Origin of the sequence: Priestia sp. TRN 1309, from assembly GCF_050846875.1 — a bacterium.
Taxonomy (GTDB): Bacteria; Bacillota; Bacilli; order Bacillales; family Bacillaceae_H; genus Priestia; species Priestia zanthoxyli.
The window spans coordinates 809,713-826,718 of the sequence record NZ_JBOZGM010000001.1; the positions used below are offsets into that span (position 1 = coordinate 809,713).

A 17,006-nucleotide genomic window follows, 5' to 3' on the forward strand; every position below is an offset into this window, starting at 1 on the left:
CAAATTAAATGGAAAATATTTATAAGCACATTGCAGAACAGATGCCTAATATGAGCAAATCAAATTTAAAAGTAGCTAAATATATTTTAGAAAACCCTAATACTGTTCCTTTTTTAACTGGAGATAAGTTGGCCAAGGTTACAGGGGTTAGCCATGCAACTGTTGTACGTTTTGCTACTTTTTTAGGGTGTTCCGGTTATCCGGAACTTCAACAATACATGCAAAGTTCTGCTCAGCAGCAGTTGACAACAACTGAGAGATTGAAAATTTCCAAAGAAGTATATAATGACCAGGATCAAAGCGTATACGATATCTTTTTAGATGATATTTCTAATATCAGATCTACTTTAGAAAGATTAGATGTAGATGTTTTTAAGCGCGCAGTAGAGAGCCTAATTAAAGCTAAAAGAGTGTATATTGTTGCAAATAGAAGTGCTACGGCTTTGGGTGTGTTTTTAGAGTACTATTTGCAATTTCTTCTAGAACAAGTCGAGCTTATTCATTCGATTGAGAACGTATCAGAACGTATATATGATTTAAATGAAGATGATGTAGTAATTGGAATTAGTTTTGCACGATATACGACAAGTACAATAAAAGTTCTTTCGTATGCACAGGAAAAAGAAGCAACAACTGTTGCCATAACAGATAATCTATTGTCTCCCCTAATTCCTTATGCAAATATCCCATTAACAGCATCCAGTCAAATGCCGACTTTTATTGATTCGTTTGTAGCGCCACTTAGTCTTATAAATGCACTAATTATATCTGTGGGAAAAGAAAAAGAGGAAAAATTCCATGATAAATTAGAGTCCCTCGAAGAACTATGGGACAAATTTAATATTTTTTATAAAAAATGATTCAGATAAAATTACATTTTTAAACAATAATGATTAATTTTAATTATGCTTCATTTGCAGCCGTAGAGAAAAAGAAACATATTTATTGCAAATAGCCGTTATGTATAGATGCTATGCAGGCTGTTAAACCTAGTAATTCTTCTCAAAATTTAAATATGTCTAATGAATTCTCAGATATATTTAAAGAAATCAATCAAAATAATAAACGAAATCCTACTCATCTTCAGTAGCCTATCTAAGGGTTTTTGGGGAAAACAACTGTTGAGAAGAGTAGTTTTTTTAGTATTTGTAAGGAAGAACTTATACTCTGAGCAAACTACACAAGATGGATGAATCATTATTCTGCATTAGCTCTCAATAAAACAGAAAAAGCTACTGAATTCCAGGGGCTGACCCACTCTTCAGTAGCTTTTTCTCATTTTAAGATGAATAGGATATAAACATTCTAGATAGCAAATTCTTATAGCTTTTAATAAAACTTTAAACGTCGACTCCATCACTATACTTATATCGACCTGGAAGAAAAAATAAAGGAGCAAATTATTAAAAAGAAAAGGAGAATTCAACCAAAGAGATCGAAAAGTTTTTATCCAATAATAATTCGTTCTTTTGGATAATGATATTTTTCTTCTTTAACTTTTCCTCTTATCAAGAATAAGCATGAAAAAATGCCAATTCGTCCTATAAACATCAATATGATAATCACTACCTTTCCCGAAGTACTCAGTTCGGGAGTTATTCCCATCGAAAGGCCTGTAGTTCCAAAGGCTGACGAAACTTCAAAAAGGATTTCTAATGCTGAAAAATGTGGTTCAAGATATGTAAGTATTATAACTGCAATTCCACAAATCATAACGGCTGTTGCAATAACCATGAAAGATTTTGTAATATCTTCATGTACTATTTCTCTTTTAAAAGCCTTTATTGTACTATTTCCTTTTGAATAAGAGTAAATGCTTAAAATCATAATTGCAAAAGTAGTCGTACGTATCCCTCCACCTACGCTACTTGGCGATGCTCCAATAAACATGAGAGTGCTTATTACAAGAAGTGTAGGGGTAGAAAACTTACTAATATCCATAGTGGCAAGTCCACCATTTCTAGTTGTAACCGATTGAAATAGTGAATAAAAGAAGGCTTCATGCCAAGTCTTTGTAGCAAAAAAATGATTGAATTCAAATAAATAAATAGCTAGTGTACCGAAAATAACTAACGCAAAAAATGTAAAGGTTGTTAGTTTAACGAATAAAGAAAAACGAAAGGGACGCTTACTCTTAGCACGACCTCTCATAAAATACCCTTTTTCTTTAAGGAAATATCTGCATTCTATTAATACGGGAAAGCCAATTGCTCCGACTATTAATAAAATCATATTCACTATTTGAACAAAATAATCGTGAGCAAAGGGGATTAAAGAAGACCCTGTTATATCAAACCCCGCATTTGTAGTAGCACTTACTGATGCAAAGAAGCCTTGTAAAAAAGCTTCTTCCCAGGTAGGAAAGTATTCTAAAAAATGTAGCCCTAATACAACGGCCCCTATAAATTCAATAGATAAAATTAAAAATAAAATTTGCCTCATTAACTGAACTAAACCAGAAAGAGTAAACTGGTTTTGATCCGTCATAATTAGTTTTCGTTCTCGCAAACCAATTTTTTTTCCTAGTAGCAACCAAAAAAATGTTCCAAGAGCCATTACACCAATTCCCCCAAATTGAAGGATAAAGGCAAAAATGAAAGTTCCCGGAACGCTAAGAACTTCATTCATAGGGATAGTAGAAAGACCCGTTACACTAATAGCACTAACAGAAGTAAACACTAAATCCACGATGCTGATGTGAGCAGAAGGTTTCACTGTTATAGGTAAAGCTAATAAAATGCTTGAAATCATAACAGCTGAAACATAATATAAAACAATTATTTGAACTGAGGATAGTCTCTTCGTTAGTCTATAAACCTTATTTCTCATACTTAACCTCTTTAAAACATAATATTTATTCACAATAACATTATACACAAGAGATGATTAGATTTGAAAGACTATTACAGTCCACTTTTCTAGATTTTCACCTATTTCATTTGTGATAAAGTCCTGTAAGAAGATAGTAGTTAACGTTATTATTATTCTAGGCAGTTTAATTAACTCTTAAGAAATACATCACAGTACGGTGAGGGAAGAGAGAAGAGGTTTTGTACAAAGTATTGTTATTATTTATTATGGGGGTGGAAATTATGAAAGTGACAATTTTAACGTTAGGCAGTAGAGGAGATGTACAGCCTTATATTGCACTTGCTCGAGAAATGATTAAGATTGGACATGAAGTAGTCATTTGTACAGGTGCGACGTTTCAACATTTTATTGAAGAAAATAAGGTTTCCTTTCATCCCGCTGCTACTGATTTGATGGCGATAATGGAGAGCGAGGAAGGAAGAGATATACTTAATGGTAAGAAGTTTTCACCTTTTAAAATAATGAAATTTTCAAAAGAAAAAATTGCTCCATCCTACAGAAGAAGTATGGATGATTTTTATCAGGCTTCCCAAGGAGCCGATCTAATCATTTATCATCCTAAAGCTCTTGGTGCCGTTGATATTGCGCTGTACTATCATATTCCTTGCATTTGCTTACCGCCCGTTCCAATTATGTATCCAATTACAGAGTTTCCAAATTTCTCTTTATCGTCAAAACAAAGCTTTGGTCCTACATTAAATAGATTATCCTACAAGATAGTAAAGTTCAGTGAGTACCCTTTTATGAAAGAAATTAACGATTTTAGAGAAAAAACGTTAAAATTCCCGAAGAGAAAAGCCGGACTTTACACATATGACGTAAACGGTGCACCTATTCCTATAATTTATCCGATTAGTCCTTTTCTTTTCAAAGAAGTAGAGAGTTGGAAAGGTTCTGTATGTCTACCAGGTTTTTTCTTTTTAGATGTAGAGGGAGAGGTGCTACCCAATGAAATAGAAAACTTTCTAGAAAAAGGAAAGAAGCCTATTGTAGTATCATTTAGTTCTATGCCTTTAAAGAGTCCATCAATTTTTAAACAAAAGTTAATTCAGGCATTAAAGGAGACGGACAATCGCGCAATAGTGCTAACAGGAACAAGCGGTATGAAGTTCAATCAACAAGAGAATATACTCGCCGTTAAAGGTGCATCCCATAGACTTTTATTTAAACGTGCTAAAGGCATTATTCATCATGGAGGTGTTGGAACAATGTCTGAAGCTTTACTGAGTGGCGTACCACAAATTATCATTCCGTTTACAGTGGATCAACCGTTTTGGGCAAATCTTCTCTATAAAAAAGGGTATTCACTAAAGCCGTTACAAGAAAAAAATCTCCAAGTATTCGAATTGGTTCACGCGTTAGAACAAGTAGAAAATAAAGAGTATATTGAAAATGCTCAACAAATAAAAAGCATCATTCAATCGGAAAATGGTGTATACCAAGCGGTGAAGCATATAGAAAGCGTAGTACACAAATTGCGGGATAAATAGATGGATTGAAGGATAGCTAAACAGCTAGTATGTGTTTTAAGAGAGGAGTTTTATCCAATCAACTCTTATATATGAAAACAGCTTTGTTTGTAATAAAGTTACGTTCTCCAGTTAATAGTAAGTAACGACAGGAAGTGACTGTAAGTCGACTTACATACATAGGTGTTTAAATAAAGGAGTTTTTATGGATATAAATAAGGGAAAGCAAAAGCTCGAACTAATAAAAGGATTACTACTTATAGCCAAAATATCTATAGCTTCTGGTGTATCGTGGGAACTGGCAAAAATGTTAGGCTCTAAGCATCCTTATTTGGCGCCTTTAACTGTGATTCTTTCTATTCAAGAAACCATCCAGCATTCTGCTGTGTATGCTTTTTATCGAATTATCGGCACTCTTTTTGGAATTGCTGCTACGATTTTTATCATTAAACATGTAGAAGTGAACGGATGGACGATAGGGTTATTATTAACAATGGGAATGGTGCTTCCTGTTGTATTAAGGCTACATAAGACGATCATTCATCAAATTGCGCTTACTATTTTATTAGTTTTTGTATTTGTTCATAAAACAAATTATTATGTCTCTGATCGAATAAGAGACACGATCATAGGAGCTCTTGTCGCTATTATTGTTCATATCATAATTGTTCCACCAAATTACGTAAAAGAAGCTCGTAGAACTTTAACTCAATTTGGAATAGACCTTGGACAATTATTTGAAAAGGTGGCTTACTGGGTAAATAATAACTGTACATTTGTTGAAGGAGAAAATTTAATAGATGATACAACCAACTTGCTTCAGGAACTTCACCAGGTCGAAAAGGAATTAAGGAAAGCAGAAAAGAGTTTAAGGTTGAACCCATTTGGCAGAAATAAAAAGCAGCAGTTAAAACAAAATGAACAATTCCTTTTTCAACTGAAGCATGGGTATACCTATATTTCGAGTGTACTCACTACATTTAACGACTGGTCCAAAACGAATTCTCTACCCACAGTTGATGGACAAAAATGGGCTGTTCAACTACAGGTATTAGGAGAATACATAACAGAACAAGCTAATAAAAACGTAGAAAATTACTCTATAAAGAAATCATCTTTGGATGTACTCGATCTTTCTTCGATACCTTTACAAATCCGTATCCCACCTGAATTAGAGTCCCAGAGATATCAATTAAGTCTATATAATGATACGCTTAAAATAATTGATAAATTAAAAGCAAAATGATACTAATTCAAGTGATCCAGATATCCTTTTTATAAATGGGGTGATAACTTCAGTATCCAGTTATTGAACTATACATGCACAGTAGAAGAGGGAAAGAAGTTACCAAGGGGTGACTTCCTTTTTTTATTGAATAAATAATACAATTTAGCTTTTATATTTTCCGCTCCAGTGCTCATATCCACATAAAATCTAGAATATGTTTTTAATACGTCGCTAAGTGTTTCAACTAGCCACAAAAAAATATAAAAATTTATATTGACAGTGGAACCATATGATTTTATAATTATCCTTAATTCAAGATATTTTAATTAAAGATTTTAAGATGATGAAAAAATAGGAGGAATAAAAAATGGTGAGTATTGGTTTACTGTTAATACGTTTGGTCATTGGATTATCTTTTATGGCTCATGGAACTCAGAAGTTATTTGGATGGTTTGGCGGCCACGGCTTAAAAGGAACGGGCGGATGGTTTGAATCTATCGGAATGAAGCCAGGCGTTAGAATGGCGTTAATGGCTGGTTTATCTGAGCTAGTAGGTGGAGCTTTATTTGCTGCAGGACTTCTTACGCCGCTTGGAGCACTTTTGATTGCCGGAACAATGATCATGGCGATTGTGAAAGTACACGGTCCAAATGGATACTGGGCAACACAAAACGGATATGAATATAATCTTACGCTTTTAGTTGTAGCAATCGGTGTAGCTATTGCAGGACCAGGTTATTACGCACTCGATACGTTTATTTTCTAAAAGAGAAAATGGGTTGGAATAAGCAAGGTGCTTTTATTTTTTGACTAATATCTCGAATTCGAGATATTTACGATAAATAGTTGTAATTTTAAGAGGGATAACGAAACATATGACGAAAAATGTATCGAAGGAGATGGTAGTAATGAGTAAAAAAACAGCGGGTATTCATCATATCACGGCGATTGTAGGTCATCCTCAGGAAAATGTTGATTTCTATGCGGGCGTGTTAGGGTTACGCTTGGTCAAACAAACGGTAAACTTTGATGATCCAGGAACGTATCACCTTTACTTTGGGAATGAAGGCGGAAAACCTGGAACGATTATCACATTCTTTCCGTGGGCAAATGCACGACAAGGAAAAATAGGTGACGGGCAAGTTGGGGTCACTTCGTATGTGGTTCCAAAAGGTGCGATGAGCTTTTGGGAACAACGATTAGCTAAGTTTGGAGTTCCAGCTGCAAAGATGGAGCGATTTGGAGAGCAGTATTTAGAGTTTGACGATCCTCATGGTTTGCATCTAGAGATTGTGGAAAGAGAAGAAGGTGAAAAGAATACGTGGCAAGCTGGTGAAATTAATTCGGATGTTGCTATTAAAGGATTCGGAGGCGCTACGTTATTATCCGTTCGACCTGATGAAACAGCTCAATTATTAGAAAACGTAATGGGTCTACAAAAAGTAGGGCAAGAAGGAGATTTTATACGTTTTCAATCATCAGCTGACATTGGAAATATCATCGATTTAAAATTAACAACCATTGGACGCGGGCAAATGGGCGTTGGAACGGTTCACCATATTGCATGGCGAGCAAAAGATGATGAAGATCAGTTGGAATGGCAGAAATACGTAGCCGATAGCGGATACGGAGTGACGGCTGTTCGAGATCGAAATTACTTTAATGCGATTTACTTTAAAGAACACGGAGAAATTCTATTTGAAATTGCAACAGACCCTCCAGGCTTTGCACATGATGAATCACTTGAAACTATGGGAGAAAAGCTTATGCTGCCTGAACAGTACGAAACCCATCGAGATCAAATTGAAAGAGCTTTGATTCCTTTTGAAGTGAGAGAATTAGACTGAATTTTACTGAAAGAATTCTTTTAGTAATAGTAAAACGCTAGTTTAACCCTAAATTAGGTACAAAGAAGGAATTAATTTATCTATATATAAAACTAATATCTATATTTGAAACACCGTGGTAATATGAAATTAATTCCAAGTGAGGAGGTGAATAGATGACAAAAACCATTGGTCTTATTTGTGGAAGTTTACGAAAGAATTCGTATAACCGAATGATTGCTGAGTCATTGACTACATTAGATGACTCAGCTCAATATCGCTGGATTGAAATAAGCAGCCTGCCTTTTTTTAATGAAGACTTAGAAGTTGATGGATCACCAGAATCTGTCGCATCCTTTAGAGCTGCGATTCAAGATGTTGACGGCGTTATCATTGTAAGTCCAGAGTACAATTCCGGAATTACAGGGGTATTAAAAAATGCTTTGGACTGGGCATCAAGGCCTCGGACTTCTTCTGTTTTAAACAGAAAACCAGTTGGTCTCATTGGAGCAACTCCAGGAGGCTTCGGTACGGCTTTTGCTCAAAAGCAAACGAGAGAAGTACTAGAAGCTATGCAAGTTCATGTTTTACCATTTCAAAAAATGCTGATTTCGCAAGTTCATGAAAAAGTTGATGCTCAACAAAAGATCCTAACTGATGAGTCAACGAAACGCTATCTTCAGCGCTACTTACAGCAGTTCATTCATTGGATTGATCAAGCGCCTGTTCCTGTTCTAGATTAAGAAAGAGAACACACCTCACGAACCTTCACCTCAGAAATAGCTTTTCTTTCTATAGATGTTTTACTCAACAGATCATAAATGAAATCCAAAAAACCGTTCAAATGATAGACCGCTTGTAAGGAACGGAAAAGGTACGTGTCCTTACTTGCCTTAATTTAAGGAGGATGATAAAATGTCTGATCTTTACTCTCGCCTTTCAAAAGATGATGCTGCCGTGCTTTTAGTTGACCACCAAACGGGGCTTATTTCCGGCCTTGTACGTGATTATGGTGTTGATGAATTTAAAAACAACGTATTGGCTCTTGGTGATACGGCTAAATTCTTTGATTTACCGGTTATTTTAACAACTAGCTTTGAAAATGGACCCAACGGCCCGCTAATGGGAGAACTCGTTGATTTGTTTCCTGACGCGCCAAAAATAGCTCGTCCTGGACAAATTAACGCGTGGGACAATGAAGAGTTTGTTAAAGCCATTAAAGCGACCGGGAAAAAACAGCTGATTATCGCCGGTGTAGTGACAGACGTCTGCGTTGCTTTTCCTGCGCTTTCTGCCATTAAAGCAGGCTACGAAGTGTTTGTTGTGACAGACGCTTCCGGGACGTTCAACAAGCAAGTCGCAGATGCGGCATTAACGCGTATGGCTCACGGCGGCGCGCAGCTTATGAACTGGTTTAGCGTAGCGTGCGAGCTGCAGCGTGACTGGCGCAACGACGTTGAAGGTTTTGGCAATTTAATTTCTAGTCATCTTCCTGGTTATCAAAACTTGATGGGCAGCTATAGAGGAGCTCAGCGCGATTTCAGCAAGCAGAGTGTCTAACATAGCGGAGCTTATGTTTGGCATCGGTCGTTCTCTTTACATATAAAACACGAAAGTAGAATGGCATCTATGGATCATTTATGTGACGGAGAAAATGTAACAACATAAAAGTAATTGTTAGATAGGTGAGCCGACTAATGAACCGTTGGCTCACCTATCTTTTACTAAGCTGCCTTTCATGAAGTATGCGTCTCTTATATATAAAATAAAGTACATTCACGACAGCCTGGTAAATGATAGGAAGGGATGCGGAGTAGTGGAAGAAAAAAAAGTTACGTGGCTGGAGCTTTTTTATGATTTGTTATTTGTGGCAGCCGTTGCTACTGCTACGCATGTTTTGCTTCACGTTGAACAAGGGTATATTCATGGAGAGTATTTGTTAAAGTTTGTACTAATCTTTATTCCTATATGGTGGGCGTGGACCGGACAAACGATGTTTATCAATCGGTTTGGACAAGATTTTTTGCATCAGCGCATCTTTATGATTCTTCAAATGCTGTTTGTTCTTATCATGATCTCAAGCCTGTCCGTAGATTTTGATCAATATTACGTATCTTTTTTGATTGGCTATATTGGACTAAGAGCGTTAACCGCTCTTCAGTATCTTATTGTTCAAAAATTTGAACGAGATGAACGAAAAAAAGTTGCTGTATTTTTAGGTACATGCTTTGGAATTGGGATCTTTATCTCGCTTCTTTCGCTTCTTTTTGATTCATGGATTCGCTACGCCGTGTTGTATACAGGAATTGCAGTTGATATGATTTTACCTGTTTTAGGGCATAATAGACTGGCAAAATTACCGACCAACACCGCTCATTTATTAGAGCGTTTTGCTTTGTTAACATTAATCCTGTTTGGAGAATTCGTTGTCAGCATTCTTGCTGTGATACAGCCACAAAAAGGGGACTGGAATACCATTTTATTTTCGATTATTTCATTTGTCCTGATTATTGCCATGTGGTGGCAGTACTTTGAGAATGTAGAAAAGAAAGTAAACAAGTCTATTCAAAGAGCCGGACAAACGATTATTTACGGACACTTACTTATCCTCATGTCTCTAAGCATGATTGCAGCATCGATTAAGCTCATGTTTTTACATGAAGTTCAGTACACATTCAGCTTATATTTTGTATTCGGATCCGTGCTGCTTTATTTCATGGCAACCACTCTTGTTTTTCACCAATATAGATTTGAACAACATCGTTTGAAAGTGTATCACTTGGGAATGTTTTTAGGGGTTTTAGCGCTGTTTTTTATTATTAACTTAATACTTATTGTTCCCAGCACTGTCATCATAGGAGAATTAGCGATCTTTTTTATGATCTACGCTAGGTTTACGACCACTTAACCAAATAAAGAATGACTATATAATGGAGGTAGCGAAATGGCAAAAATTACGGTAGGAACAGAAAATGAAGCACCTATTGAACTATACTACGAGGATCATGGCACAGGAAAGCCGGTTGTCTTAATTCACGGCTGGCCACTAAGCGGACGATCTTGGGAATATCAAGTTCCGGCTCTTGTTGAGGCTGGACACAGAGTCATCACGTATGACCGCCGAGGATTCGGCAAGTCTTCTCAGCCATGGAACGGCTACGATTATGATACATTCGCTGCTGATTTACATCAGCTGCTAGAACATTTGGATTTAAAAAATGTGACACTAGTTGGGTTTTCAATGGGTGGCGGAGAAGTAGCCCGTTATGTAGGAACATACGGCACAGATAGAGTAGAAAAAGCCGTATTTGCAGGAGCCGTACCACCATTTCTTTACAAGTCAGAGGATCATCCTGAAGGAGCATTGGATGATGCAGGAATCCAAGAATTTGAAAACGGCGTAAAAAATGACCGCTTAGCTTTTCTTGATGATTTTACAAAAACATTTTTTGGAGCTAAAGGCGGAAAGGGCTTAGTCAGCGAACCATTTCGACTGTACAACCGGGATATTGCAGCAGCTGCATCACCTAAAGGGACGCTAGACTGTATAGCTGCTTTCAGCAAAACGGATTTCAGAGACGATTTAGCTAAGTTTACAATACCGACTCTTATTATTCACGGTGATGCAGACGAGATCGTTCCATTTGAATATAGCGGAAAGCGAACGCATGAAGCCATTTCTGATTCGAAATTAGCTTTAATAAAAGGCGGTCCTCACGGCTTAAATGCAACGCATGCACATGAATTTAACGAAGCGCTGCTGTCGTTTTTAAGAGACTGAATGTAAGTGAATGTTTGATAAGTAAAAACAGCTCGGAAAATAGTTAATGAACAGAAGAAGTGACCAAAGGGTCACTTCTTTTTTGTTTTTTTACGCCGATAGAAAAGCGTACTATAGTAAGGGAGGCCATTTAAATTGCTTTACTATAGCTTTAAAAGATAAAAATCAAATAATAAACGTTTGCCATTCTGTGGTGCGAGAGCTTATGTTAAACTTTTAAATGGGAAATATAACCTTCAGTCCAACAGCTATTCTAAAATGACAACAAAGATTGGATTGAACAGTTATGTAATCGCTAACACTTCTATTTTATAATAAACATGAGGAGGATAATAAGATGTTTGATCATAAATCATTGCAGCTGCTTGAGCAGATGATTAATTACCCGAAGTTATCAATTCCGGAGTTGAGACTTCAAATAAATTTATCACCTCGACAATTTGCTTATACGCTTGATAAGTTGAACAATGCATTAAGCAATTTAGATTTACCGGAAATTCAAGTGATTGATATAGAATTTAAGGTTGATGAAAGAATTAAAAATTATTGGAAACTAGAAGGCACATCGCTTAACCGTCAGCAGTCAGTTTTTCAAGAGACTGAGCGGATATACTTAATTTATTTATACACGTATATTCGAAAAGAGGCGATAGCAAATATACATTATCAGTCTTTTCTGCAGGTAAGCAGGAATACAGCACTAGCGGATATTAAAAAGCTTCGTTCGTATTGTGAGAAAGAAGGTATCCAGTTATCTTATAACCGGACAGATGGCTTTCACCTAGAGGGAGAAGAGAGGCTTAAGCGTCGATTTGCAACTATTTGTATTGGAACACTTTTGCAATTGCCAATGGGCATTTCAGGGATGAAGCAGGTTCTTAATAGTTGGAATTATGAAAATACGGGTTCAGTAATTAGAGAGAACGTAAATGATTTAGCTAAAAAATATCGGATTGATTTTGTTAGTAACCGGCTAGATCAGCTAGTTTATGAACTCTTATTTCTACAGTGCAGGTCTGGGCATCATAAACTGATTCTACCAATCAAGCAAATTAAATTAATGAAAGAACAGCCCTTACTAAAAATGGGGGAAGAGCTATCAGCTTATTTATTTGATGAAGTGGCTGAAGCAGAGGTTATCTATCTAACGGTTCAATTGTTATCTGCTATGCAGAATATAGACGAGCTCCATATTGATGAAAAGCTTGACCTTGTATCGAGTACTATTATTTCAGAAGTAGAGCGCTTAATATTAGTACCATTTAAGGAAAGGCATATTTTAAAATCGCTCTTATATAAACATTTGGTACCAGCCTATTTTAGAATCATCTGTGAAGTGCCATTATCAAATCCGTTGATTGACACAATTAAAACAGAGCACGGTGTACTCTTTGAATTTGTTAAACAGGCGTTGAAGCCGCTTTCTGAATATACGGGAAAATGTATTTCAGATGAAGAGATAGGGTATTTTACGATTTTATTCGGTGGGCATGTTCGAAAACTGGAGGCTAAACCTAAAGTGTATAAAGCCACAATCGTTTGCCCAAACGGGATTAGTTCCTCTATGATGCTACGAACGCAATTACGACAACTGTTTCCAAAATTGCATTTTACAGAATCATATTCGGCTGCAGAAATCGAAAAACTGTCACCAGACAGTTACGATATGATTTTTTCAACTATTTATTTGGAATCATCCAAGCCTGTTTATTTAACACGTCCACTATTAACAGCGCTAGAGGAAAACTATTTGCAGCAGGCCGTGGCAGCTGATTTCAATTTGCCGGTTCAATCAACTATCCCAATGGATAAGTTAATGGCGACCATACGAAAATATGCAACTATTAAAAATGAAAAAGCGCTTTATGAAGATTTAACGAAACATTTAAGAAAAAGCCATACACGTGAAAGGAGTTACGCCCCTATGCTTTCTGAACTTTTAACAGAGGATAAGATTCAATTCTCTGACGATTCTCTAGAGTGGGAAGAAGCAATCCAATTGGCAGCAAAACCTTTGGAGGAACAGCATTATATTACCTCAGCCTATACTCAAGCAATGATTGATAGAGTTTTAGAAATGGGAGCTTTTATTCATATAGGGAAAGGAATTGCTATTCCTCATGCCCGGCCAGAACAAGGTGTACAAGAGCTTGGTATGTCCCTTCTTCGAATGAAGAAACCAGTTTTGTTACTGAACCAAGAAGAACATGCAATTGACTTGTTTATTTGTCTAGCAGCCATTGATAACAAATTACATTTAAAAGCGCTGGCAGAATTGACCTCATTTTTAGTAAATGAAGACTCATTAAAACGTTTAAAAGAAGCTGAAACTTCAGCTGAAATTATAGCTATGATGCGAACAAAAGGAGAAGATGAATAATGAAAATTTTAACAGTATGTGGATCAGGATTAGGAACAAGTTTTATGGTGGAAATGAATATTCAACAGTTGTTGAATGAGATGGGAGTAAGCGGCGTAGAAGTAAATCATTCTGATTTAGGTTCTGCAACACCAGAGGATGCAGACGTGTTCTTTCTTGCAAAAGATATTGCAGAGGGCGGGGCAAGCTTAGGAAACGTCGTAATTTTGGATAATATTATTGATTTAGAAGAATTACGCGCTAAATTAACAGGGGTTCTGCAAGAAAAAAATCTACTGTAAAGAAATTGAGAGGTGATAGAGATGAATCAGGTGTTAAATGTATTAATTAACGTTCTGAGTGAACCCTCAGTTTTAGTAGCCATAATTGCTTTAGTAGGTCTACTGGCACAAAAGAAAAATCTTTCAGATACACTAAAAGGAACAACAAAAACGTTTGTTGGATTCCTGGTTATTACAGCAGGTGCAGGGATTCTTCAACAAGCCCTTGCTCCATTTGGAGAAATGTTCAAAGCAGCATTTAACGTAAACGGTGTCGTTCCAAATAATGAAGCCATCGTTGCGATTGCACTGAGTAAATATGGTTCTTCGACCGCATTAATTATGTTTTTTGGTATGATTGTAAACCTGCTGATTGCTCGTTTTACACGATTTAAATATATTTTTCTGACAGGACATATCACTTTGTACATGTCATGTATGATTGCCATCATTTTATCCGTAAGTGGTTTTACATCGTTTTCATTAATTCTCTTTGGTGCTTTAACGGTGGGAATTTTCATGACGCTTTCTCCAGCCCTCGTTCAGCCTTTTATCCGTAAACTAACAGGTAATGATAATGTGGCATTAGGACATTCTGGAGCAGTTGGTTTTGCAGTTGGTGGTCTCGTGGGGATGGCTGTAAAGGGAAAGAAAGAGATTGTATCAACAGAAAAAATTAACTTTCCAAAAGGTCTCGGCTTCTTACGAGACAGTACGGTTAGTATTGCATTAACTATGGCGATTTTCTACGTTATTGTCGCTCTTTTTGCGGGGCCTGGTTATGTCGAAGGTAAATTAAGTGACGGAAAAAACTATATTTTATTTGCGGTACTTCAAGCAGGAATGTTTTCTGCCGGCGTTTTCGTCATTTTAGCTGGTGTACGATTGGTATTAGCTGAAATTGTACCAGCATTTAAAGGAATATCTTCTAAAATTGTGCCAAATTCAAAGCCAGCATTAGATGTTCCAATTATATATACTTATGCACCAAATGCTGTATTAATTGGTTTCTTTTCAAGTTTTTTAGGCGGCATTGTTAGTATGTTAATACTAGTTTTATCAGGAGGAATCATTATTTTACCAGGTGTAGTACCTCACTTCTTTACGGGTGCAGCTGCAGGGGTGTTTGGAAATGCAATGGGTGGTGTACGCGGTGCGATTTTAGGCTCATTTGTGAACGGCCTTTTAATCAGTTTCATGCCAATTCTATTAATACCCGTGTTGGGAGATTTGGGTCTATCAAATGCTACATTTTCAGATTCAGACTTCGGTATAGTGGGACTATTCTTGAGTGGGCTAGCTCATTTCGGTGGAAAAACTACCATTATGGTTGGTATTGGTTTAGTGTTACTGATAATGATCTTGGCCAGTATACGCAAGCAAGAAAGTCATGCAGTGCCTTACAAAAAAGTTGAGAAATAAAAAATGATAGACAAGAGCTTGAAGTAGTATCGTCAATCCATTCATTATCAGTTCATGCAATTAACAAAGGCATTCTGACCGCTTCAAGGATTCTTTAGGGTGACGCATCTGATTCGTAAGCATAAGGTTACAAATAAAATCCCTTAGAAGCTCATCAGTTTCTAAGGGATTTTAACTGCTCTTTTCTAGATATAATTGCTTCAAAAGAAAAGGTGGTACAAGTGACTAATCTATTAAAAAGAATGTAATAAAAAGTCCAATATAGTGTTTTGCAGGTCCTCATGAAACTCTTTGCGATTAAAGCCTTCCGGATCCTGAGAAGGGAGGAAGGTAGGAGATTTCATAAAGTCCGGAAATGGACTGAGAAATGAAAAATGTCCTCCATTTTCTACAACGATATGCTGAACTTTTTCCTCATCAGAAACCCCATTTAACACAAATTCCCCGTGAAAAGAAGGAGTAATCGTATCCTTTTCTCCTGTAATCATTAAAATAGGTATATTCACGTCTTCAAGAGCTCCTCTTTCTCTGAACCATCCGGCGGCTGGCGCTAAAAGAATAAGTGATTGAACCCGCTTATCATGATCAACAGATAAACAATAAGGCTTTTGATCAGGAGATTCAGAAGGAAAAGAAGTGGGAACTCCACCTGCTACGGCAAGAGCCGTATATCCTCCCATTGAATGGCCAATAAGAGAAATATTATTTGAATGAATGGATGGAGAAAAGGAATTTTCTTTTAAAAACCAATCGATTACAGTACGTATATGAGTAGGTCGATTTTTTAGGTTATCTATTGTTCCAGATAGCGTATTATTCTCTCGATTATTAAATGGATGCTGAGGTACCCCTACAATAAAACCATTACGTGCTAAAAATTGAGCAATGGTTCGATAAGCAAGAGGCGTGCTTCCATCTCCATGGGAAAGAATGACTAAAGGAAATAATCCGTCTGAAAGTGGAGCATCTTGCGCAGCACTTATCGTGTAAGGTCCCATCTTTTCAACTTGTTCTTCTTTATATGTAGGATACATGATAAGTAAAGGAAAGCCGTGTTCATTTCCTTGATCTTCTATATCTACGAATTGACATCCGGCATAAAATGACTGTCTTTCATCTTTTTTTATTTGCACGTATATCCTCCTCCTTGTTTTTAAAGATCCCTATTATAACAGGCTCATATATGAAATTTGATTGATTTAGCTCTCTTGGAAAATCAATTTGGATACTGTTAACTAACAAATATATAAACATGCTTTTTTAAAGTTATCCACTGCTAGTATCTTGAGATAATTTAAGTTCCATATTCGTATGTGATGATAAAACGATGTTTGTTGAAGGTGTATCAAACTCCATAGCTTTATGAATAAATTCTTCTAAAGTATGTACGGACTCTGTACATATTTTTGCTATGTAACTTATTTTTCCTGCCACACGATAACATTCCATTACATCAGGATGAACGCTACAAAACGCGGCATGATCCTTACATTTTGTCGTTTCAAATAAAACAAACGCAGTTATGTTTCTATTCAATTTTTCTGCATCAACAATTGTTTTATAGCCTTTTATAATCCCGTTTTCCTCTAACCTTCTCACTCGTTCAATGGTAGAAGGAGAAGATAAGTAAACTTTTTGAGCTAATTCTTTCATTGAAATCTTAGCATTTGCCTGCAGTTCATGAAGTATTTTTCTATCTATTACGTCCATTTTATCGTCAACCTTTTTTTATTAATTATTATCAAGTAATTACCTAATTTAGTAAAGCT

The 17,006-nt window shown here is 36.4% G+C and carries 15 protein-coding genes; 12 read left to right on the forward strand and 3 right to left on the reverse strand.

Annotated features, from left to right (window positions below):
* Window positions 1-8: 8 nt before the first annotated feature.
* Window positions 9-860 (forward strand): MurR/RpiR family transcriptional regulator, encoded by an 852-nt coding sequence (locus tag ACRPLQ_RS04255; protein ID WP_430078102.1) that lies wholly within the window; start codon window positions 9-11, stop codon window positions 858-860.
* A 586-nt stretch (window positions 861-1,446) separates the two neighbouring features.
* On the opposite strand, the gene ACRPLQ_RS04260 is transcribed toward ACRPLQ_RS04255, so the two are convergent.
* Entirely contained in the window at window positions 1,447-2,829 is a 1,383-nt protein-coding gene (locus tag ACRPLQ_RS04260; protein WP_430078100.1) for a TrkH family potassium uptake protein, read from the reverse strand.
* 263 nt (window positions 2,830-3,092) lie between these two features.
* Here ACRPLQ_RS04260 and ACRPLQ_RS04265 point away from each other — a divergent pair, with 263 nt between their 5' ends.
* The 11 genes from ACRPLQ_RS04265 to ACRPLQ_RS04315 all read left to right on the forward strand — a co-directional run bounded on the left by ACRPLQ_RS04265 (window position 3,093) and on the right by ACRPLQ_RS04315 (window position 15,237).
* Window positions 3,093-4,361: a glycosyltransferase gene (locus tag ACRPLQ_RS04265; RefSeq protein WP_430078097.1), complete on the forward strand. Its 1,269-nt coding sequence runs from the start codon at window positions 3,093-3,095 to the stop codon at window positions 4,359-4,361.
* A gap of 184 nt (window positions 4,362-4,545) precedes the next feature.
* The gene (locus tag ACRPLQ_RS04270; protein ID WP_430078094.1) at window positions 4,546-5,586 is read left to right on the forward strand and encodes an FUSC family protein; all 1,041 of its coding nucleotides are present in this window, start codon (window positions 4,546-4,548) and stop codon (window positions 5,584-5,586) included.
* Window positions 5,587-5,935: 349 nt separating this feature from the next.
* Window positions 5,936-6,334, forward strand: coding sequence for a DoxX family protein (locus ACRPLQ_RS04275; protein WP_028414851.1), 399 nt, complete (start codon window positions 5,936-5,938; stop codon window positions 6,332-6,334).
* 142 nt (window positions 6,335-6,476) lie between these two features.
* Window positions 6,477-7,415: a ring-cleaving dioxygenase gene (locus ACRPLQ_RS04280; protein ID WP_432235707.1), complete on the forward strand. Its 939-nt coding sequence runs from the start codon at window positions 6,477-6,479 to the stop codon at window positions 7,413-7,415.
* 155 nt (window positions 7,416-7,570) lie between these two features.
* Window positions 7,571-8,137 (forward strand): NADPH-dependent FMN reductase, encoded by a 567-nt coding sequence (locus ACRPLQ_RS04285; protein ID WP_034267358.1) that lies wholly within the window; start codon window positions 7,571-7,573, stop codon window positions 8,135-8,137.
* Between the two features lie 172 nt (window positions 8,138-8,309).
* Window positions 8,310-8,954: an isochorismate family cysteine hydrolase YcaC gene (gene ycaC, locus ACRPLQ_RS04290; protein WP_033580062.1), complete on the forward strand. Its 645-nt coding sequence runs from the start codon at window positions 8,310-8,312 to the stop codon at window positions 8,952-8,954.
* Window positions 8,955-9,210: 256 nt separating this feature from the next.
* Window positions 9,211-10,302 carry a low temperature requirement protein A gene (locus tag ACRPLQ_RS04295; RefSeq protein ID WP_432235708.1) on the forward strand — a complete coding sequence of 364 codons (1,092 nt, stop codon included), beginning with the start codon at window positions 9,211-9,213 and terminating at the stop codon, window positions 10,300-10,302.
* A gap of 36 nt (window positions 10,303-10,338) precedes the next feature.
* Complete coding sequence (locus ACRPLQ_RS04300) at window positions 10,339-11,175, forward strand: alpha/beta fold hydrolase (protein ID WP_432235709.1); 837 nt, start codon at window positions 10,339-10,341, stop codon at window positions 11,173-11,175.
* A gap of 337 nt (window positions 11,176-11,512) precedes the next feature.
* Window positions 11,513-13,555, forward strand: a complete 2,043-nt coding sequence (locus ACRPLQ_RS04305; RefSeq protein WP_432235710.1) for a BglG family transcription antiterminator — start codon at window positions 11,513-11,515, stop codon at window positions 13,553-13,555.
* A complete protein-coding gene (locus ACRPLQ_RS04310; RefSeq protein ID WP_028414844.1) occupies window positions 13,555-13,836 on the forward strand; it encodes a PTS sugar transporter subunit IIB in 282 nt (93 codons plus the stop codon). Before ACRPLQ_RS04305 ends, ACRPLQ_RS04310 begins: the two co-directional genes overlap by 1 nt.
* A gap of 21 nt (window positions 13,837-13,857) precedes the next feature.
* Window positions 13,858-15,237: a PTS ascorbate transporter subunit IIC gene (locus ACRPLQ_RS04315; RefSeq protein WP_221781106.1), complete on the forward strand. Its 1,380-nt coding sequence runs from the start codon at window positions 13,858-13,860 to the stop codon at window positions 15,235-15,237.
* 233 nt (window positions 15,238-15,470) lie between these two features.
* Here the strand turns inward: ACRPLQ_RS04315 and ACRPLQ_RS04320 are convergent, their stop codons facing one another.
* Together ACRPLQ_RS04320 and ACRPLQ_RS04325 are read right to left on the reverse strand one after the other, a co-directional pair.
* Window positions 15,471-16,370 (reverse strand): alpha/beta hydrolase family protein, encoded by a 900-nt coding sequence (locus ACRPLQ_RS04320; RefSeq protein ID WP_028414842.1) that lies wholly within the window; start codon window positions 16,368-16,370, stop codon window positions 15,471-15,473.
* A gap of 133 nt (window positions 16,371-16,503) precedes the next feature.
* A complete protein-coding gene (locus ACRPLQ_RS04325; protein ID WP_049165939.1) occupies window positions 16,504-16,947 on the reverse strand; it encodes an Lrp/AsnC family transcriptional regulator in 444 nt (147 codons plus the stop codon).
* Window positions 16,948-17,006 lie beyond the last annotated feature (59 nt).